This window comes from Streptomyces sp. NPDC002133, from assembly GCF_040296405.1.
GTDB lineage: Bacteria > Actinomycetota > Actinomycetes > Streptomycetales > Streptomycetaceae > Streptomyces.
In genome coordinates this window covers 166,913-185,619 of record NZ_JBEOXF010000009.1, presented here as the reverse complement: position 1 = coordinate 185,619, position 18,707 = coordinate 166,913, and the positions used below count along the sequence as shown (strand labels likewise).

General features: G+C 73.2%; 18 protein-coding genes. 7 read left to right on the top strand and 11 right to left on the bottom strand.

Going from position 1 to position 18,707, the window contains the following annotated elements:
* From ABT078_RS13665 to ABT078_RS13650, 4 genes are all read left to right on the top strand, one after another.
* The coding region (locus tag ABT078_RS13665) for an IS630 family transposase (protein WP_351227117.1) at positions 1-424 on the top strand (424 nt) is incomplete at its 5' end.
* A gap of 639 nt (positions 425-1,063) precedes the next feature.
* A complete protein-coding gene (locus ABT078_RS13660) occupies positions 1,064-1,255 on the top strand; it encodes a hypothetical protein (RefSeq protein WP_351227115.1) in 192 nt (63 codons plus the stop codon).
* Positions 1,256-1,448: 193 nt separating this feature from the next.
* Entirely contained in the window at positions 1,449-2,534 is a 1,086-nt protein-coding gene (locus ABT078_RS13655; RefSeq protein ID WP_351227137.1) for a glycosyltransferase 87 family protein, read from the top strand.
* A gap of 48 nt (positions 2,535-2,582) precedes the next feature.
* A complete protein-coding gene (locus tag ABT078_RS13650; RefSeq protein ID WP_351227113.1) occupies positions 2,583-2,927 on the top strand; it encodes a hypothetical protein in 345 nt (114 codons plus the stop codon).
* 17 nt (positions 2,928-2,944) lie between these two features.
* Here ABT078_RS13650 and ABT078_RS13645 read toward each other — a convergent pair whose 3' ends face one another.
* From ABT078_RS13645 to ABT078_RS13635, 3 genes are all read right to left on the bottom strand, one after another.
* Complete coding sequence (locus ABT078_RS13645) at positions 2,945-4,432, bottom strand: membrane-associated oxidoreductase (protein WP_351227111.1); 1,488 nt, start codon at positions 4,430-4,432, stop codon at positions 2,945-2,947.
* A 65-nt stretch (positions 4,433-4,497) separates the two neighbouring features.
* Positions 4,498-6,141, bottom strand: coding sequence for a DNA repair helicase XPB (locus ABT078_RS13640; protein ID WP_351227109.1), 1,644 nt, complete (start codon positions 6,139-6,141; stop codon positions 4,498-4,500).
* Between the two features lie 214 nt (positions 6,142-6,355).
* A complete protein-coding gene (locus ABT078_RS13635; protein WP_351227107.1) occupies positions 6,356-8,902 on the bottom strand; it encodes a helicase-associated domain-containing protein in 2,547 nt (848 codons plus the stop codon).
* Between the two features lie 93 nt (positions 8,903-8,995).
* Between ABT078_RS13635 and ABT078_RS13630 the strand changes: the two genes are divergently transcribed.
* Positions 8,996-9,991, top strand: coding sequence for a hypothetical protein (locus ABT078_RS13630; RefSeq protein WP_351227105.1), 996 nt, complete (start codon positions 8,996-8,998; stop codon positions 9,989-9,991).
* Between the two features lie 417 nt (positions 9,992-10,408).
* Here the strand turns inward: ABT078_RS13630 and ABT078_RS13625 are convergent, their stop codons facing one another.
* From ABT078_RS13625 to ABT078_RS13615, 3 genes are read right to left on the bottom strand one after another with little or no spacing between them, the layout of a single operon-like run.
* On the bottom strand, positions 10,409-11,236 hold the full coding sequence (locus tag ABT078_RS13625; RefSeq protein ID WP_351227103.1) for an ABC transporter ATP-binding protein: 828 nt from the start codon (positions 11,234-11,236) through the stop codon (positions 10,409-10,411).
* Positions 11,233-12,390 (bottom strand): FecCD family ABC transporter permease, encoded by a 1,158-nt coding sequence (locus ABT078_RS13620; protein ID WP_351227135.1) that lies wholly within the window; start codon positions 12,388-12,390, stop codon positions 11,233-11,235. Before ABT078_RS13620 ends, ABT078_RS13625 begins: the two co-directional genes overlap by 4 nt.
* A gap of 8 nt (positions 12,391-12,398) precedes the next feature.
* On the bottom strand, positions 12,399-13,391 hold the full coding sequence (locus tag ABT078_RS13615) for a FecCD family ABC transporter permease (protein WP_351227101.1): 993 nt from the start codon (positions 13,389-13,391) through the stop codon (positions 12,399-12,401).
* Between the two features lie 106 nt (positions 13,392-13,497).
* Between ABT078_RS13615 and ABT078_RS13610 the strand changes: the two genes are divergently transcribed.
* Positions 13,498-14,133 (top strand): HAD family hydrolase, encoded by a 636-nt coding sequence (locus ABT078_RS13610; RefSeq protein ID WP_351227099.1) that lies wholly within the window; start codon positions 13,498-13,500, stop codon positions 14,131-14,133.
* On the opposite strand, the gene ABT078_RS13605 is transcribed toward ABT078_RS13610, so the two are convergent.
* Complete coding sequence (locus ABT078_RS13605; protein ID WP_351227097.1) at positions 14,112-14,360, bottom strand: hypothetical protein; 249 nt, start codon at positions 14,358-14,360, stop codon at positions 14,112-14,114. The two genes, ABT078_RS13610 and ABT078_RS13605, sit on opposite strands and share 22 nt — an antisense overlap.
* A gap of 162 nt (positions 14,361-14,522) precedes the next feature.
* Between ABT078_RS13605 and ABT078_RS13600 the strand changes: the two genes are divergently transcribed.
* Positions 14,523-14,906 (top strand): cold-shock protein, encoded by a 384-nt coding sequence (locus tag ABT078_RS13600; protein WP_351227095.1) that lies wholly within the window; start codon positions 14,523-14,525, stop codon positions 14,904-14,906.
* A gap of 69 nt (positions 14,907-14,975) precedes the next feature.
* Here the strand turns inward: ABT078_RS13600 and ABT078_RS13595 are convergent, their stop codons facing one another.
* From ABT078_RS13595 to ABT078_RS13580, 4 genes are all read right to left on the bottom strand, one after another.
* The gene (locus ABT078_RS13595) at positions 14,976-15,851 is read right to left on the bottom strand and encodes a 1,4-dihydroxy-6-naphtoate synthase (RefSeq protein WP_351227093.1); all 876 of its coding nucleotides are present in this window, start codon (positions 15,849-15,851) and stop codon (positions 14,976-14,978) included.
* On the bottom strand, positions 15,848-16,591 hold the full coding sequence (locus ABT078_RS13590) for a futalosine hydrolase (protein WP_351227091.1): 744 nt from the start codon (positions 16,589-16,591) through the stop codon (positions 15,848-15,850). Before ABT078_RS13590 ends, ABT078_RS13595 begins: the two co-directional genes overlap by 4 nt.
* Positions 16,592-16,617: 26 nt before the next feature.
* On the bottom strand, positions 16,618-17,094 hold the full coding sequence (locus ABT078_RS13585; protein WP_351227089.1) for a DUF2771 domain-containing protein: 477 nt from the start codon (positions 17,092-17,094) through the stop codon (positions 16,618-16,620).
* Positions 17,095-17,186: 92 nt separating this feature from the next.
* Positions 17,187-18,554 carry an MFS transporter gene (locus ABT078_RS13580; protein ID WP_351227087.1) on the bottom strand — a complete coding sequence of 456 codons (1,368 nt, stop codon included), beginning with the start codon at positions 18,552-18,554 and terminating at the stop codon, positions 17,187-17,189.
* Between the last annotated feature and the right edge of the window lie 153 nt (positions 18,555-18,707).

The window sequence follows — 18,707 nt, the reverse complement described above, 5'->3', positions numbered from 1 at the left end:
CCACGGCACCGCTTCCCTGGTTGCCGCCCTGGAGGTGACCAGCGGCGAAGTGCTGACCGAGGTGATCGCCCGCAACGACGCAGCGACCTTCACCGCGTTCCTGGACCAGCTGGACCGGACCATCGCCCCAGACAAGGAGATCCACGTCGTGCTCGACAACGGCTCCTCCCACACCGCCAGGCACACCAAGGCATGGCTGGCCGCGCACCCGCGCTGGCACGTCCACTGGACCCCACCGCACGCCTCCTGGCTCAACCAGGCCGAACTGTTCTTCTCCGCCCTGACCCGCCGGGTCCTGCGGCACGGCGACTTCGCCAGCCGCGACGACCTGATCGACAAGCTGGAAACCTACGTGATCAAGCACAACGAGACGGCCAAGCCCTACCGCTGGACCTACGAGGGCACCCCGCTCAAGGCAGCCTGATCAACACCCTCCACGAACTTCCGCGGAGCAGCACTAGCCACCTGGGCGGAGGCGGGCGAACGGTTTTCCCGCGGGCGGGCGGCGGCTGACGTGCGGCGGCGGCGGCCGGTTCGCGCGCGGTCTTTCGGGCGGGGCGGCGGGTCTGCCGAGTGGATCTGCCGGGGCGGCGTCCGGGAGGTCCATGGGGCCTGCGCCCGCCCGCGGCGGGTCCTGTTCCCCCTGCCCGCCTCTTTCCCGTACCGGAGGCAGGCCCCGGGCCCCGGGCGGGAGCCCGCTACCGTGCGGTGGGCCCGCGCGTCTTCTCCCACACCGCAGGGCCCCGCGCGGCGGAGCCGCACCTCGACACCGCGCCGGGGAGGAGCGGGGCGGGGACAGAGCCCCGTGGGCGCGGGTCCGCGGCCCGGCCCGCCGGGCAGGGCGTCCGGGCGGGTCCGCCCAGCCGGGGAGGAGCGGGGTGGGGACAGAGCCCCGTGGGCGCGGGTCCGCGGCCCGGCCCGCCGGGCAGGGCGTCCGGGCGGGTCCGCCCAGCACCACTCCGTCCCGTAGGGGACGACGTATATCCGAAGTCGTACGCGAGCCCGCTCGCGGTTCGGTCGGCAGGCCGATGTGCTCCGCGTGCGAAGAGCACACCATGGAGGTATGAGTACAGCCACCTTCCACCAAGCCGTGCAGCCCGGGCGCGGCGCCACCGCGAGTGGTGCCGTCGGGCATCACAGCCACCGTCTCGGCGACGCGCTGCGGGCGGTCAAGGTCTTCGTGACCACTGCCTTCGGCGTCGTGGTCCTCGGGGAGTACGGCGAAGAGGCCGGCGTCGTCCGCCGTCACCTCTGACCCCGACTACCCCGACCCCGACTCCGCCCCGACGCCGATGTCCGGACCGCTCCGCTGATCCACTAGGGTCGCGGCCGTGACGTACCCGTACCGGACCGTGACAGCGCGCTCACTGACCGCAGTGGGCGGCGCCCTCGCGCTCGTCCTGTCGCTCGCCGCGCTGGCCGCTCTCTGTCTCGCCCAGCGCATCCCCATGGCCGATACCCTCGTCTACCGGGCAGAGGGCGCGGCCGTCGCCAACGGCACCGATCTGTACGGCTTCACCGTCACCGAGTGGCAGCTGCCCGCCACGTATCCGCCCTTCGCCGCCATCCTTTTCGTGCCGACGACGTGGCTGCCCGTCGCCGCGCTCAAGGTCGCGTTCGTCGCAGGGAACGCCCTGTTGCTGGCCGTCCTGGTACGGCTCTCCTGCCGCTTCGCCGGGCTGCCGGTGCGGGTGCCCCATGTGCTCGCCGCCACCGCGCTCGCAGTGTGGCTCGAACCCGTCTTCCAGACCGTCGTCTTCGGCCAGATCAACCTCGCGCTGGCCTGCCTCGTCCTGTGGGACCTGTCCCGCCCGCCCGGCGCGCTCGGCAAGGGCTTCGCCCTCGGCGTCGCGGCGGGCGTGAAGCTCACCCCGGCCGTCTTCATCGTCCTGCTGCTGATCACCGGCCGGGTGCGGGCCGGGCTCACGGCCCTCGCCTCGTTCCTCGGGACCGTCCTGCTCGGGGCGCTCGCCCTTCCGGAGGCCAGCGCCGACTTCTGGACCCGCCGGATCTTCGAGACCGACCGAGTCGGCAAGGCGTGGATCATCGACAACCAGTCCCTCCAAGGGCTGTTCACCCGCGTTCTGCACGTGCAGGAGCCCGGCGCGGTGTGGGCGGTCACCGCCGCCGTGACCGCCGTCGCGGGCCTCTGGATCGCCCGCCGCGCCCCGGAGCGCTGGGGCGTTCTCGTCGTCGCTCTCACCGCCCTGCTCGTCTCGCCGATCAGCTGGTCCCACCACTGGGTGTGGTGCGTCCCGCTCCTGGCGGTCCTGATCGCGGAGGGCCGTCGCCGTGCGGCCGTCGCCGTGGCGGCCGTCTTCCTCGCCCGCACCATGTGGCTCGTACCCCACGAAGGCGACCTCGACCTGCAACTCGCCGGATGGCAGCAGCCGTTGGCCTCGCCCTATCCGCTCCTGGGACTGGCGCTCCTGGCGTTCGCGGCGCTCCGCACCGGTACGACCACGGTCACCGGCACACCGGTGCAGACCCGGCGCGGGACTGCGGAGCCGAGTACCCGCGCAGGCGCTCGTTGAGTACGTGACCGGAGCCGCCGGGCGGAACCGGGTTGATGTAATCGCGGCATGACGAAGAACAGCAGCGCCGCGCCCCTCGACGGCACCGGTGCGTACGAGCACGACCAGCGCGACGTGCGCTCCCGGCGCACAACGGCCCTGATCGGTCTCGGGCTTCTGCTCGTCGCCTTTGTGATCACGGCGGGCATCGTCCTCACGGACGCGGTCGCGGGGGACGGCGCCGCCGGCCCCGCCGTCGACGCCGCCGCGTGGTCGCTGGGCCTCGCCGGGCTGACCGGCCTGGGCGCTGCGGCCCTGCCGCGCGGCGCACTGAAGCGCGGAGTACGGGGCAAGGCCGTCCTCGCCCAGTACCTCCTGATGATCCTCGGCCCGATCCTGGCGGCGCTCGACTGAACCGGGGTCGGGGCGGGCTACTGGCGGCGCAGCGAGCGGCTGATGCCCGCCGCGATCGTCGTGGCCAGGACCCAGCCGGTCACGATCAGCAGATACGAGAGCCACTGGTACCCGCCCTGCGGCGCGAACGCCGCCTCCTGCCCGAAGCCGATGATCGGCAGGAGCAGATCGAGAGTGTAGAAAACGGCGTTGAAGGCGGGCGCCTCGTCGGCCTTCAACGGTGGCGGATGCTCCAGCGCGAAGGCCACCGTGCCCGTCAGCAGCAGCGCCAGCAGCCATCCGGCCGCGCGCATCGGACGGAAGCCGTAGCCGAACGTCATGTCCTGGAGCGCGCCCCAGATCCTGGCGTACCAGGGCAGGGTGCGGCGGTGGCGGCGGAGTTTGGCGAGCTGGACGGTGCGGGCGGCGGCCTCGTCGCCCACCGTGCGGTAGGCGGCGGTCAGCTGCTCGTAGGCGTACGGCACATAGCCGCTCTCCTCGCGCTCCAGCAGCGGCAGCCGGTCCTCGGGCGGAAGATGCGGGGTCAGGGTGCGGTAGTCGAGACCGTCGAGCCTGACCCGGTCCGGCCACACCTGCGGGGGGACGTGCAGGAGGTCGAGCTGGGAGCGGCGCAGGTTCACGGTGCCCTCGATCTGGGCGGCGTCGCGCAGCCACAGCTCGCCCACCACACAGCTGCTCGCGCGCAGGGCCTGCCCCTCGGGGTTGGACAGGCGGGCGTATGCGAGGTTGAGCTGACGGGGGATCTGGGCGCCGCGCAGATTGACTCTGCCGTCGGCGCGCAGCCGCATGCCGCGCAGATCGCTGCCCACCGACAGATTTTCGGCATGGAGCGCGGTGCCGCCGGGCGCGTGCAGTACGGCGTCGTCGAGGTTGACCTGGCCGCCGACCGAGGTGTCGTTCAGCCGGACCTCTCCGCGGGCGACGAGGCCGGCGGCCCAGACGTCGTTGCCGATCACCGCGTGGTTGAGCTGCAGAGCCGGTTCCGCCGGTTCGTCGGGCCACGGAGCGTCGGGTGCCGCCGGAGAGCCCAGCTGAGCCCCGTTGAGGAAGAAGGCGTGGATCTGCGCCCCCGAGAGCATCACATGGCCCGCAATGCGGCAGCACGTGAGCCGCAGCACCATGTCGACGTGCAGATTCCCTGCATTGAGGCCCGGCAGCACCGAGTCGGTCAGCACCAGTGCGGGGACCCGCGCTCCGTACAACTGCGGGGGCTGCTCGAAGTGGCAGGACCGCAGCCGTAAGCCGTGCTCGACCGTCCCGTACCTGAGGTTCAGCTGTCCGGTGATGCGGGCGCCCCACACCTTGAGCCCGGGTATCTCGCCGTTCTGTGAAGGACCGTCGAGCAGCAGGGCCCGCAGCACCTCGGCGCGTACGGTCCGCTCGGGACCCCAGGACGCACCCGTCCCGGGGTCCTCGTCGGCGCTCTCGCGGAAGTCGACGCCCTCGCCGTGGGGGAACGCTTCCCAGACACGCCGTTCCGCCGGTGTCAGGTCGGTGATCTCCATCGGCGGGATCGTTTCCCGCGGCTGGTCGGAGTGTCAACTCCCTTTACGTGCAGGGGAGGCGGCGGCTACCCCTCCGCGAGCAGCTCGTCCGCGTCCATGATCCGGTACGCGTACCCCTGCTCCGCCAGGAAGCGCTGGCGGTGGGCCGCGAAGTCCTGGTCGATCGTGTCGCGCGCCACCACCGAGTAGAAGTGGGCCTTGTGGCCGTCGGCCTTCGGGCGCAGGACGCGGCCGAGGCGCTGGGCCTCCTCCTGGCGGGAGCCGAAGGTGCCGGAGACCTGGATGGCGATGGTCGCCTCGGGGAGGTCGATCGAGAAGTTCGCCACCTTGGACACGACGAGGACGCTGATCTCGCCGTTCCGGAACGCTTCGAAGAGCTTCTCGCGCTGCGAGTTCGGCGTCTCGCCCTTGATCACCGGTGCGTTCAGGTGCACGCCGAGCTCGTCGAGCTGGTCGATGTACTGGCCGATGACGAGGGTCTGCTGGCCCGCGTGCTTGCGGACGAGCTGCTCCGCGACCTTCCGCTTCGTGTCCGTGGTCGCGCAGTAGCGGTACTTCTCCTCCGTCTCGGCCGTCGCGTACGCCAGTCGCTCGGACTCGGTCAGATTGACCCGGACCTCGACGCAGTCGGCGGGCGCGATGTAGCCCTGCGCCTCGATCTCCTTCCACGGCGCGTCGAAGCGCTTGGGGCCGATGAGCGAGAAGACGTCCGACTCGCGGCCGTCCTCGCGCACCAGCGTCGCCGTCAGGCCGAGGCGGCGGCGGGCCTGGAGGTCGGCAGTGAACTTGAAGACCGGCGCGGGCAGCAGATGCACCTCGTCGTAGACGACCAGGCCCCAGTCGCGGGAGTCGAACAGCTCGAGGTGGGGGTAGATGCCCTTCCGCCTCGTCGTCAGCACCTGGTACGTGGCGATCGTGACCGGGCGGATCTCCTTCTTCGCGCCGCTGTACTCGCCGATCTCCTCCTCGGTGAGCGACGTGCGCTTGATCAGCTCGTGCTTCCACTGGCGGGCCGAGACCGTGTTCGTCACGAGGATGAGGGTCGTCGCCTTGGCCTGCGCCATCGCGCCCGCGCCGACGAGCGTCTTGCCCGCGCCGCAGGGCAGCACGACCACGCCCGATCCGCCGTGCCAGAAGCCCTCGACGGCCTGCTTCTGGTACGGGCGCAGGGTCCAGCCGGACTCGTCGAGGTCGATGCGGTGGGCCTCGCCGTCGACGTAACCGGCCTGGTCCTCGGCCGGCCAGCCCAGCTTCAGCAGTGTCTGCTTGATCTGGCCGCGCTCGGACGGGTGCACGGCGACCGTGTCCGGGTCGAGCCTGGCGCCGACCAGCGGCTGGATCTTCTTGGAGCGGAGGATCTCCTCCAGGACGGGCCGGTCGGTCGTGGTCAGCACGAGCCCGTGCGTGGGGTGCTTGACCAGCGTGAGCCGCCCGTAGCGGGCCATCGTCTCGGCGACGTCGACGAGCAGTGCGTGCGGGACGGGGTAGCGGGAGAACTCGACGAGCGCGTCGACGACCTGCTCGGCGTCATGGCCCGCCGCTCGGGCGTTCCACAGCCCGAGGGGGGTGATGCGGTACGTGTGGATGTGCTCGGGAGCACGCTCCAGCTCCGCGAACGGGGCGATGGCGCGCCGGCACGCGTCGGCCTGCTCGTGGTCCACCTCGAGCAGGAGAGTCTTGTCGCTCTGGACGATGAGCGGTCCGTTCACGCGTGTGCCCTTTCCTCGTGGCGCCGTGCGGCCGTGTGCGGTCCCGTGCAGCCAAACCTCCAGTTTGCCTTATCGGAGGGTGCGGCCGGGTGGCGTCGGCCACACCCCGGGACTCGGACCGGCCGCGGCCGAGGGCGAACCGCCGGGGCCGCCGGACGGCACGGGCACATGCCCGGGGCGGGGACATGGCCCTCGTACGGCAGGCGGGCGGCGCTCAGGCGGGGTCGTCGGCGAGTTCGGCGACGCCCGTGATGCGGTGGAGGGGATACGTGCGGACCTCGTCGGCCGTGTGGTCGTACGCCGTGACGAAGCCGCCCTCGACGCGCACGGGCGCGATGACGCGCTGGCTGGCGGCGCCGTCGGCGTTGACGTAGCCGATCCACACGGCGGAGCCGGTGAGCGCCGCGGCCTGGACGGTCGCGAGGGTCTCGGCCGGCGTCGTGCGGGGCAGTTCCCCGTCCGCGGTGTGCGGGGCCGGCCTGCGTACGGCCGTGGCGGCCATGTCACCGGCACGGATCGCCTTCACCGCCGCGCCGAGGAGGGTGTCGTCCGGCACGGGCGGCCCCTCGCGCACGGGGGCGGGCGGGGTGCGGGGCGGGGTACGGCGGGCGTCGGCGCGGGTGATCAGTACGTCGCCCTCCGCGGACTCGGCCGCCGGCGCGTAGCCCATCGCCCGCAGCCCCTCGAGCAGCGCCGCCGGGTCGGCCTGGGCCGCCAGCACGGTGGGGGCGAGGCGGCGCATCCGCAGCGCCTGCGAGCGGCGGTCGGCGAGGATCTCGTCGAGCAGGGCGTCGTCGTCGCAGCGTACGTACGCGGAGGCGGCGCCGATCCGGAGGTGGCCGTGCCTGCGGGCCACGTCGTCGATCAGATAGCTGAGCGGCTGCGGCACCGGCGTACGGCTGTGCTTGGCGAGGAACGCGTGCAGATCGGCCGCGGCCTGCCCGGCGTCGAGCGCGCGCCGCACGGACGCAGGCGTGAACCGGTACACGGTCGCCCCACCCTTCGACTCCACGTCCGCCAGCACACCGAGGGCGTCGGCCAGCGGCCGCTCCAGGGGGCCGGGCGCGACGGCGGTGAGGTCGGCCTGGAGGAGGACGTGGTCGAGCGGCGCGGGGAGCAGCGGCGCCATGGCCCGGGCGGCGAGCACCACGCCTTGCGGGCCGGAGGTGTCCAGGAGGGCGCGGGCCGCCGTGGACAGCGCGCCGCGGCCGGTGATGCCGAGGAGTTCGGCCTCGGTGAGGGTCCAGGTCGCGATGCGGGACCGGAGGTCCATGGGCTCCGTGGGGCCCCCGGAAGGGGTACGGGCCGCGTCGCGGGCGGGCGGGGGGCCGGACGCCGGTGCCCCCGCCGGACGGACCGGGCGTTCCCAGCGCAGGCGGTCCAGCAGCGTGCCCGGGACCGGGGCGGCGCCCTGCGGGAGGTCGGCCAGCAGGGCCAGGACGCGGCGGCGGACCTCGGGGGCCGCACTGCGGTCCAGGTCGGGACCGAGCGCCGCCAGCGTGCGGCCCTTCGCGTCCTGGCCGCCGACCAGGCCCGCCGTACGGGTCGCCGCGAGCCACGCCGTCGCGAGCGTCGTCCAGCGCTCGGCCGCCGGGAGGTCGAGCCAGTCGTCGTACGCGGGCGTCGGCGCGAAGCGTTCGTCGGCCTCGCCGTCCGAGGCCAGCAGCCCGGCCGCGTAGGCGAGTTCGATCCAGAAGGCGCCGATCTGCTCGGAGACGTCCAGCAGCGCTGCCGTGCGCTTGAGATCGCGCACGCTCAGCCCGCTGGCACGGAGCACCGCGGGTGCGGCCGCCTGCCACTCCTTCAGGAGCTCCTCGACGGTCGCGAGTGCCGTGTAGGCCTGCCCGGCCGCGGTGTTGTCCACAACCTGTGGACGGTGTTCTGCCGTGACGAGGACCTCCGGAGCGACCGGCTCCGGCTCCCGGTGCGCGCGTCCCCCGCGCAGATGCAGCGCCGCCTCGCGCGGCAGCGCCACCGTGCGCGGCGACGCGGGCAGCAGCAGCCCGTGATCCCGTAGCCAGCGCACCGGCGGTGTGGGCTCGGCCGCCACCTCCCCGTACGGCGGCCCCCACACCAGCCGGTCCAGCACCGCCAGCGCTTCCGGCGGAGCCGTGTCGAGCAGCGCCGACATCCGCTCGCGGTCCGTGAACAGCCCGGTCAGTGCGGCGACCGCCGACACGGGGTCGTGGGTCGTCGGCAGTCCCGCCACCGCGAGGATCTCCTGCATCCGCCCCGGCGACATCCCGGCCGTCGCCTCGGCGACCGTCGGGCCGAGGCCGGTCGGCGAAGGGTGCGACGGGGACGGGGCGAGCAGCTCGCGGGCGGTGCGCACCAGCCGCAGCCGGTCGTCGTCACCCCACACCAGCGCCTGTTCGCGCAGCACACCCAGCGAGCGCGGCAGCGCGCCCTCGACGGCCGGCTCGCCCGCGCCGCCGGCGAGCAGGCCGAGGACCGTGCCGTACGAGGTCGGCTCCGCGGCCACGGCCAGCGCCTGGGCCGTCTGCAGCGTGAACCGGTCGAGCCGCTCGAGCGCGCGGACGACGGAGGCGCGGGTGCCGGCGCGGGTGGCGAGCTGGGTGAGGTCGCTCGGGACCGGGGTCAGCAGGTCCGGGCGGGCACGCAGCAGTGCCGCCAGGCCCTCGTCGCCGCGGGCGCGCAGCGCTTCGGCCAAGGTGCGCGGTGCCGTGCCCGTACCTGTTGTCGTACTTGCGGGCGTTCCTGCGGGCACGTGCGCCTCCCGATCGAGCTCACCGGTCCCCATCCGACCCACGTTAGCCCCTGCCCGCGCGCTAACGTCGGGTCAGGGCGCCCGCGGGTACCCCGCCGTTACAGGGCGCGCTGTGGAGGGGCGACCGTGGGGATCGAGAGCGACCAGCTTGTCTTCGACTACCTGAGCCGGGTCGGCGACCTGGCCCAGCAGCACCAGCTGCCCTCCGGGACCAGGATGCAGCTGGTGTCGTCGCTCCGGAACGAGATCGACCGCCGGCGGGCGAAGTACGACACGGACAGCCCGGCCGCGGTGCGCCGCATCCTGGGACGGCTGGGGACGCCGGACGAGGTGGTGGCCGCGGCCGCGTCCGGCGGTCACGCGGCACCTGAGGAGCGGCGAACCGCGGTGCCGGAGCAGCGGTCCCGTTCGGCGGCCCGGCGCTTCATCGCGTGGCCGCGCGGGACGGAGAAGGCCGAGCGCGAGCCGGGATCCGGGTCGGGACCCGGATCCGCGCCCGGCGCGTCGCCGCCGCATCTGGCGGGGATGGACGAGCTCGGCCCGTCCGGAGGCGAACCGGACTGGTGGCGGGTCACGCCGGGGGAGAGCGACATCGGTGGCTTCGTGGGCGGGGTGGAGATCGCCGAGATACTGAGGCCGCCGCGGAAGGACGATGCGGACGGTTCGGAGCCGGCCGACGGCTCCGTCGATGCCGACGACTCCGACCACGCCGAGGACGAGGAGCCGGCTGCCGGACGCCGTCGTCGGAGCCTGCGGGCGCTGCGCTCCGGTCGGCCGGGGCTGGGCAACCCCCTCCTGCTGACCGCCGCCGCGCTCCTGGTCGTCGGCACGATCCTCGGCTCCTGGCTCGCCCTCGGCCTCGGCTGGCTCCTCGCGTACGCGTCCCGCGCCCTTTCCCGTACGGAGGCGAAATGGGCGGTCCTCGGGCTGCCGGGGGCGGTGGCCGCGACCGCGGCGGTGTGGCTCTGGGGCCGCGTCAACGGCCGCTGGGGCGACCCCATCCCGCCGGGCGGCGAGGCGATGGCCGACGCCCTCGCGACCACCTGGCCCTGGGTGGTGCGGGGCGCGGCGATCACGACGGCCCTCTACCTCGTGTGGCGCGCCCGCAGAAGCAGAAACTGACGGTGACCGCGGGCGCGCCGCGCCTGCGACGGGCCGTGCCCCGCCCTGTCCGACGATGCGGCGGCGCCTCAAGTCTGTCCGGCGTTCGGGGACGGACATGCGGGCCTGCCTGGTGGTGCCGGTGCTTTCCGACGGGCGCTCGGGCCTGCCTGGTGGTGCGGGGTACTTCCCGAGGCCGTCCCGCGTCTGGGGACGGACACGTCGGCCTGCCTGGTGGTGCCGGTGCTTTCCGACGGACGCTCGGGCCTGCCTGGTGGTGCGGGGCATTCCCCGAGGTCGTCCGGCGTCTGGGGACGGACACGCCGGCCTGCCTGGTGGTGCCGGTGCTTTCCGACGGACGCTCGGGCCTGCCTGGTGGTGCGGGGCACTCCCCGAGGCCGTCCGGCGTCCGGGGACGGACACGCCGGCTCGTCCGGGCTAAGGCATGGCGGCTGACGACTGCTCCGGGACGACGGCGTCGGCCCGCCACGGCGCCCCCGGCACGACCAGCGGCGACCCCGTCACCGGGTCCGGTACGACGACCGACGTCAGCCCGAACACCTCGCGCACCAGCTCGGCGGTGACGATGTCCGCGGGCCGCCCCTCGGCGACGATGCGGCCCTGCTTCATCGCGACGAGGTGGTCGGCGTACCGCGCTGCCTGGTTGAGGTCGTGCAGGACCGCGACCACGGTCCGGCCGCGCTGGGCGTTGAGCTGCCGCACCAGGTCGAGGACCTCGACCTGGTGGGAGATGTCGAGGAAGGTCGTCGGCTCGTCGAGCAGCAGCAGATCCGTCTCCTGCGCGAGCGCCATCGCGATCCACACGCGCTGCCGCTGACCACCGGACAGCTCGTCCACGGACCGGTCGGCGAGCGCGGCGACGTCCGTACGCTCCATCGCGTCCGCGACGGCCCGCTCGTCCTCCTCCGACCACTGCTTCCACCAGGCCTGGTGCGGCTGGCGGCCGCGCGAGACCAGATCCGCGACCGTGATCGCCTCCGGTGCGACCGGCGACTGCGGCAGCAGCCCGATCTGCTGCGCGATCCGCTTCGTCGGGATACGGGCCAGTTCCGTGCCGTCCAGCAGCACCGCACCGCCCTTCGGCTTCAGCAGCCGTCCCAGCGCGCGCAGCGTCGTCGACTTGCCGCAGGCGTTCGGACCGACGATGACCGTCACCTGCCCGTCCGGTACGGCCAGGTCGAGCTCGTGCACGACCGTGCGGTCCTCGTAGGCGAGCGTCAGCTCGCGGGCCGTCAGCCTGCTCATGCCTTGCCTCCTGCGGTGCGGCCGGAACGACCGGTACGACCGGAACGACCGGCACCGGCAGTGGCACCGGCACCGGTACGGCTGCGGACGAGCAGCCAGATCAGATAAGGGGCGCCGACGGCGGCCGTCAGCACGCCCACCGGCAGCTCGGTCGGCGCCAGCAGCCGGCGCGCCAGCAGGTCGGCCAGCACCACGATCACCGCGCCCGTCAGCGCCGAGCCGAGCAGCGGGATCTGCGCCGTACGCGTCATCCGGCGCGCGATCTGCGGCGCGAGCAGCGCCACGAAGTCGACCGGGCCCGCCGCACCCGTCGCCACGGACGCCAGGACGACACCGAGCAGGACGAGCCCGAGCCGCACCCGCCCGAGCCGTACGCCCAGCGCGATGGCCGTGTCGTCGTCCAGGGACACGTTGCGCATGGCGCGGGCCGCCCACAGCACGCCCGGGACGAGCACGGCCAGTGTCCAGCCGAGCGGCGCGGCCTCGTCCCAGCCGCGGCCGTTGAGCGAGCCGGTCATCCAGATCTGGGCCTGCTGGGCGACGAGATAGTCGCCCTTCGTCATGAAGAGGGTCGTGATCGAGCGCAGCGCGATGGCGAAGCCGATGCCGATGAGGACGAAGCGGGTGGCGTGGAGCCCGCCGCGCCAGGCGAAGACGTACACCAGCGCGGCGGCGAGGATGCCGCCCGCGACCGACAGGTACGGCAGAGCGGTGTACGACGTGACGCCGAAGGTCAGCGCGCCGACGGTGACCGCGCTCGCGCCCTGGCTGATGCCGATGATGTCGGGGCTGGCCAGCGGATTGCGGGCCACGGTCTGGATCAGGGCGCCGGCGATGCCGAAGGCGGCGCCGACGAGCAGGCCGACCGCCAGGCGGGGCAGCCGGAGCGTGCCGACCACCAGCTCGTTCGGGGACGGCTGCCCGAGGACCACCTTCACGACCTCCGCGGGGGGGACGAAGCTCTCGCCGAAGCAGAGGTACGCGACGGACGCGGCGACGAGGGTCGCGGCGAGCGCGACCGCGACGAGCGCGGCCCGCCGGTGCAGGAGGAACCGTGTTCGGCCGAGCCGGATCAGGCCGTATCCCGCCGGCCGCGCTCCGCCCCGGTGGACGGCACCGGGAGCCGTGTCCGCGCCGGCGGTTCGGCCGCCCACCGTGGTGCTCACGCGGGCACCGCCTTCCGTCGCACCAGCGCCACCAGGAACGGCACCCCGATCAGCGCCGTCATGACGCCCGCCGGGACCTCGCTCGGCGGGAAGACCACCCGGCCCACGACGTCCGAGGCCAGCAGCATCACGGGCCCGATCAGCGCCGCCATCGGGAGCACCCAGCGGTGGTCGGTGCCCACGACCGCGCGGGCGATGTGCGGCACCGCCAGGCCGATGAAGGCGATGGGCCCCGCGGCCGCGACCCCCGCGCCGGTGAGCACGGTGGCGCCCACGCCGCCGACGATCCGGACCGTCGCGACGCGCTGGCCGAGCCCCTTCGCCACGTCGTCGCCCAGCGCCAGCGCGTCGAGGCCGCGGGCGACCGAGACGACCAGCACCGTGCCGAGCAGCAGGAACGGCCAGATCTGCGCGGCCACCTCGGCTTCCCGGCCGCCGATCGAGCCGACCTGCCAGAAGCGGAACTCGTCCAGTGCCGCGGCCTTCGTCGTCAGCACGGCCATCGTCACCGACACGAGCAGGGCGTTGATCGCCGCGCCGCCCAGCGCCAACTTCACCGGCGTGGCGCCGCCGCGGCCGCTGGAGGCGATCGCGTACACCGCGACCGACGCGAGCGCCGCACCGGTGAAGGCGAACCACACATAGCCCGTGAGCGTGTGCACGCCGGCGAACGCGATCGCCAGCACGACGCCCACCGACGCGCCCTGGCTGATGCCCAGAATCCCCGGGTCGGCGATCGGGTTGCGGGTGAGGCCCTGCAGCACCGTGCCCGCCACCGCGAGCGCCGCGCCGACCATCAGGCCGATGAGCGTGCGTGGCAGCCGGAGCTCCCGTACGACCTGGGCCGCGTCGCTCGTCCCACCGTGCAGCAGCGCGTCGAACACGGCGGACGGCGCGATCGGGCGCGCCCCGACCGCGAGGCTGAGCAGAACCGCGAACAGCAGCGCGACCACCGCCGTCGCGGTCGCGCACACGCGTCTGGCTGGCATCGCATCCCATCGAGTGGCCGGAAAAGGAAAATTGGTAAGGCTTGGCTAAGCGCCGCCAAGTTTATGCATCCCGGTCGACGCCGCCTGCACGGGCACAATGGCTCTCATGCCTTCGGAACCTCTGACGCGACCGCTCACGGTCGGCTTCGACCTCGACATGACACTGATCGATTCCCGCCCCGGCATCCACGCCGCCTACCGCGCGCTCTCCGCCGAGACGGGCGTCCACATCGACGCCGATCTCGCGGTCACCCGGCTCGGGCCGCCCCTGGAGCAGGAGCTCGCGCACTGGTTCCCCGAGGACCGCATCCAGGAGATCGGCGACCGCTACCGGGAGATCTACCCCACCCATGCGATCGCCCCGACCCTCGCGATGCCCGGTGCCCGCGAGGCCGTCGCCTCCGTCCAGGCGCTCGGCGGCCGGGCGATCGTCGTCACCGCCAAACACGAGCCGAACGCCGAGCTGCACCTCGAACACCTCGGCATACGGCCCGACGCCGTCATCGGCCGGCTGTGGGCGGAGGCCAAGGCGGTGGCGCTGCGCGAGCACGGCGCGCGGGTGTACGTCGGCGACCACACGGGCGACGTCCGAGGGGCCCGAACGGCAGGGGCGCTCTCCGTGGCCGTGCCGACCGGGCCGTGCCGGGAAGGGGAGCTGAGGGAGGCCGGGGCGGACGTGGTCCTGCCGGACCTCACCGCGTTTCCCGCCTGGGTGGCCGCCTACGCCGAGGAACGCGCCTGACGCCGCTGCGCCGCGATCGACCGCAGGACCCCGGCACCCGCGATCAGGAACCCGACGCCCATCAGCATGCAGACGGCGTACGCGACCGGCGGGAACGGCTCCGTGCCGAGGAACAGCGGGGCCACCGTGACCAGAGTGGCCACGGCGCCGATGATGAAGACGATCGCGCCGACGCGCACGAGTCCGTCGCCGGGCCCGGCGGAATTCGCTTGGGTTTCATGAGTCACCCGACCAGGGTAGTTCCCAGCGCACAGGAACCACCGGGGACGTCTTGTCAGTGGGCCCTGGACCATTAGCCTTGGTTGGTGGCGGGTCGGGCGACCCGCTGCAGTGCTATACAGACCAGTTTTCTTTCGCAATTCCCGACGAGTACGAGGACGAGGACAGACGTGCCTACCGGCAAGGTCAAGTGGTTCAACAGTGAGAAGGGCTTCGGCTTTCTCTCCCGAGACGACGGCGGCGACGTCTTCGTCCACTCGTCGGTGCTTCCTGACGGAGTCGACAGCCTCAAGCCCGGGCAGCGGGTCGAGTTCGGGGTTGTCGCGGGCCAGCGCGGTGACCAGGCGCTTTCGGTGACGGTGCTGGACCCGACCCCGTCCGTCGCGGCGGCGCAGCGGCGCAAGCCCGACGAACTGGCGTCGATCGTGCAGGATCTGACGACGCTCCTGGAGAACATCACGCCGTCGCTGGAGCGGGGCCGCTACCCCGACAAGGTCCACGGCAAGAAGATCGCGGGCCTGCTCCGCGCGGTCGCCGACCAGCTCGACGTGTAGCACCGGGCGGCGCCGTATCCGGCCGTGATGCGGCGACTTCCAGCCGTGTCCGGCCGTATCCGCCCACAGTCAGACGAACGCCAGCGCATCCCGGCCGAGGGGCGGTACCAGCCCCTCGGCCGCCGCACGCGTGAGCAGTCCGCGGACCGCGGCATAGCCGTCCTCGCCGAGGTCGGCGGTGAACTCGTTGACGTACAGCCCGATGTGCTGGTCGGCGACAGCCGGGTCCATCTCCTGGGCGTGTTCGAGCACGTACGGGCGCGACGCCTTCGGGTCGTCCCATGCCATGCGGACGGATGTGCGGGCCGACTCGGCCACCAGTTTCAGGGTCTCCGCGCCCAGGGAGCGCTTGGCGATGATCGCGCCCAGTGGGATCGGCAGCCCGGTAGTGGACTCCCAGTGCTCGCCCATGTCGGCGAGGCAGTGGAGTCCGTAGTTCTGGTAGGTGAACCGTGCCTCGTGGATGACGAGACCGGCGTCGACCTTTCCGTCCCGCACCGCCGGCATGATCTCGTGGAACGGCAGTACGACGATCTGCCCGACGCCCTCCGGGACGACATCCGCCGCCCAGAGACGGAAGAGCAGGTACGCCGTCGACCTCTCGCTCGGTACGGCAACGGTCTTGCCCGCGAGTCCCCCAGGGCCTTCGGCCCGGGCGATGCCCCCACGAGCGCCCGGCTCGCGGGTCAGCACGAGCGGACCGCAGCCCCGGCCGAGTGCGCCGCCGCAGGGCAGCAGGGCGTACTCGTCGAGGACGTACGGGAGCACGGCGTACGACACCTTCAGCACGTCGAGCTCGCCGCGCTCGGCCATGCCGTTGGTGATGTCGATGTCGGCGAACGACACGTCGAGGCGGGGTGCGCCCGGGATCCGGCCGTGTGCCCAGGCGTCGAAGACGAAGGTGTCGTTCGGGCAGGGTGAGTAGGCGATCTTGAGGGTGGTCATCGGGCCTTCTCCTCGAACACGGGGCTGAGCAGCTCGAACGCGCGCCGCAGCGCGGCGAGGGCCTCGCCGATCCGCCAGGCGTCCCGGTCGCGCGGGCCGACGGCGTTCGACACGGCCCGGATCTCGACGACGGGCACGCCGTGGGCCGCGGCGGCCTCGGCCACCCCGAACCCCTCCATCGCCTCGGCGGCGGCCCGGGGATGACGCGCCATCAGCTCCGCGGCACGCTCGGCGGTCCCGGTCACCGTGGACACGGTGAGCACGGGCCCGTGCACCGCGTCCAGGACCTTGGCGATCCGCTCCGAGAGGGGCGAGGGAACGTGCACGGAGCGGCCGAAGCCCAGCTCCTCGACGGTGAGATGGCCGTCGGGCGTGCCGGCTCCGAGGTCGGCTCCGACGACGGCGTCCGCGACGACCACCGAGCCGAGCGGAGCGGCGGGCTGGAAGCCACCTCCGATACCGGCGGACACGACGAGGTCGTACCCGGGCGCGGGCCCGCACACGGCGGCCGTCAGCGCCGTCGCCGTACCCGCCGCAGCGGCGGCGGGGCCCACCCCCGCGGCCAGGACGTCCACGGTCACGCCGTCGCCCACGACGCCCTCGGCCGCGCCTGCCGCACAGCGGCGCAGGGAGTAACCGCCCGGGAGGGTGTGGGTGGTGATCGTCCGGCACGTCACCGCGGTCCCGGCGGAGGCGGCGTCCGCCTCCGCCGGGACCGCGGTCACGACGAGTACGCGCATGGGTGGGCGACGGGTCCCGGGCCGCGTCAGGACTTCTTGAGCGTGAAGTGCCAGATGCCGGTCAGTTTCTTGCCGGTGGTCTCCACGATGCTGACCTGCGCGGTGTTGGTCGTCTCACCGAGCTGGCTGGAGAAGAAGGCGCTGGCCGGGATCGACCGGTACGTCTTGTGGTACGGCTCCTGTTCGGCCTGCTGCCCGCCGATGAACAGCGTCCAGCCGTTCTCGGCGACCTCCGGCTCGACGCCGAAGCGGACCCGGTCGTCCGCCGAGACCTCGACGGTCTTGCCGGACTTCTTGTTGAGGCAGCCCTGGATCAGCGACTCCTTGATGGCTTCGCCGTCGTTGTAGCAGGCCGCCTCGGTGGTGACCGAGTTCGTCCCGACCGTCACGGTCGCGAGCGGCGTCGGCTTGTCGCAGGCGGAGAGTACGAGGAGGCCGGCGGACACGGCACCGAGGGCGGCGGCGGCCCGGCGGTGCTTGCCGGTGAAGAACGCAACGGTCATGGTCCGAAGGCTATCGGGCCACCGGTGTCACGCAGCGCGGGGGTGCGGCGTGGCGTGCTCCTATGGCCCCGCCCGGTGACCGGGCCCGGCCATCACCGCACCCGCGGCGCCATCGTCACCGGGCGCGGCGCCGTCGTACTGCGCCGGGACGCGACGAGCAGTCCGCGCAGGGCCAGCACCGCACCCGTCGCGAGGATGGCCGTGGCCACCGACATGCCCAGCGCACCGTTCAGCGGCAGCGAGATCCCGATCGCACCGCCCACGACCCATGCCATCTGCAGCAGCGTCTCCGAACGGGCGAACGCCGACGTGCGCACCGCCTCAGGGACGTCCCGCTGGATCATCGCGTCCAGCGACAGCTTCGACAGTGCCTGCGACAGCCCCGCCACCGCGGCCAGCACCGCCACCATCAGCGGGCTGAAGAACACCGCGGCGAGAACCGCCGCCGACAGCACGAGCATCAGGCCCGTGGCGACGATCACCTCCGGGGGGCGGCGCCTCACCCACGCGCCGATCGCCGTACCGCACGCATTGCCCAGGCCCGCCGCGACGCCCACCATCACCAGCGACGCGGCCGCGCTCTGCCCGGCCAGCGGATGCACGCGCAGCAGGAAGGCCAGGAAGAAGATCAGGAATCCGGAGAGCATGCGGTGCGCCACGTTCGCCTGCAGCCCGTGCAGCACCGACGGGCCGACCGTGCGCAGGCTCGGCTTGCGCTCGCCGTGCGTCAGCATGTGAGCCTTGCGCTCGCCCTTCGCCGAGTCGACCTTGCGGGGCAGGCTGAACGCCAGGAACGTGCCCGCGACGAAGATCGCGCAGGCCCCGTACAGCGGCCACTCGGGGCCGATCCGCTGCAGCCCCGCCGCGATCGGCGCGGCGATCCCGGTCGCGACCAGCCCGGCGAGGGTCACCCGCGAGTTCGCCTTCACCAGGGCGAAGCGCGGTGGCAGCAGCCGCGGCACGACCGCGCTGCGGACGACGCCGTACGCCTTCGACGCCACGAGCACACCGAGCGCGGCCGGATACAGCTCGAGGCCCCCCGTCGCGACGGCGCCCGACATGGTCAGCGCCAGCACCGCGCGGGTCGTCATCGCGCCGGCCATCGCGGCGCGGCGGCCGTGCGGGATGCGGTCCAGGAGCGGCCCGATCACGGGGGCGAGGAGGGCGAACGGCGCCATTGTGATCGCGAGATAGAGGGCGACCCGGCCGCGCGCCTCGTCGGTGGGGACCGAGAAGAAGACCGTCGAGGCGAGCGCGACGGTGACCATGACATCGCCGGCGCCGTTGACCGCGTGCAGTTCGATGAGTTTTCCGAGTCCGGATTCGCCCGCGCCATGGGCGTGGGTCGCCCGGCGAATGCCTCTCGCCGTTCCGGTGAACGGACGGCGCAGGGCACGTCCGACCGCCCGGCCCGCCCTGGTCAGCGGCCCGGCGACAGGGGACGACCTCGCGGCTGTCACCTCGTCATAGTGCCCCACACGCCTTCGACCCGAACCGGGATTCGGACGGGCAGGTGGGCGGGGCGCCACAGAGGGGGTAGCGTGCGTAGCGCGCCACCGGCGGTAGTTCTCGGCCGCGCGCCTCTTCGTCATCCCGCAGAATGGGTGACAGAA